Here is a 597-nt window from a genome sequence, read left to right as displayed (position 1 = left end):
GCCGCTGCGCAGTACACGAATCATCTTTTTCACATTTTTGCGATCAATCAGTTTGTTGCCGTTGTGCGTGCGCCCCCAATATTGGATGAAGTTGTACGCTGGGTTGTTGTGAGGACGAAATGCGCCATAACCCGCAACACCTAAAACAGCAAAAGCTCGCGCGGTAATTTCTAAGTTAAGAGCGTGCACACAACACAACAATACGCCTTTCCCTTCCGCGCCTTTTTCTTTTAGAGCGTGGATGTCTTTCTCGACAATGAGCGTTTTGAAGCGCCATGTAGGCCAAAACCATGTAATACCGGTTTCGATCAGTGCCATCCCGGTATTCTTGAAGTTTTCTTCCACGATATGTTGCACTTCTTCTGGCGTTTTCGCGGGGAATGCCAGCTCAAGGTTGCGCTTCGCGATATGCACGCGCTTTTTGCCATAGCGCATGCCTAGCTTGCCAAGTGAACGCCCCAAAGACAGTAATAGGCGATAAGGAAGAATATTGACGATGATAGCCAGTAGACCAAACCCAAGCCAAACTCCCCAGTTACGAGGATGGAGAAGGGAAAGAGAGAACTCGGGCTGCGTGTATTTGTCTTTACTCATAAT

The 597-nt window shown here is 48.2% G+C and carries 1 pseudogene; it reads right to left on the bottom strand.

Annotated features, from left to right (window positions below):
* Window positions 1–594 (bottom strand): annotated as a pseudogene (locus R8N49_RS28790) (lipid A biosynthesis lauroyl acyltransferase); the annotation flags it as partial.
* Window positions 595–597 lie beyond the last annotated feature (3 nt).

This window comes from Vibrio sp. 1978 (assembly GCF_033344345.1).
The sequence above is the reverse complement of the archived record's forward strand: the minus strand, read 5'-3'. Positions and strand labels throughout refer to the sequence as shown.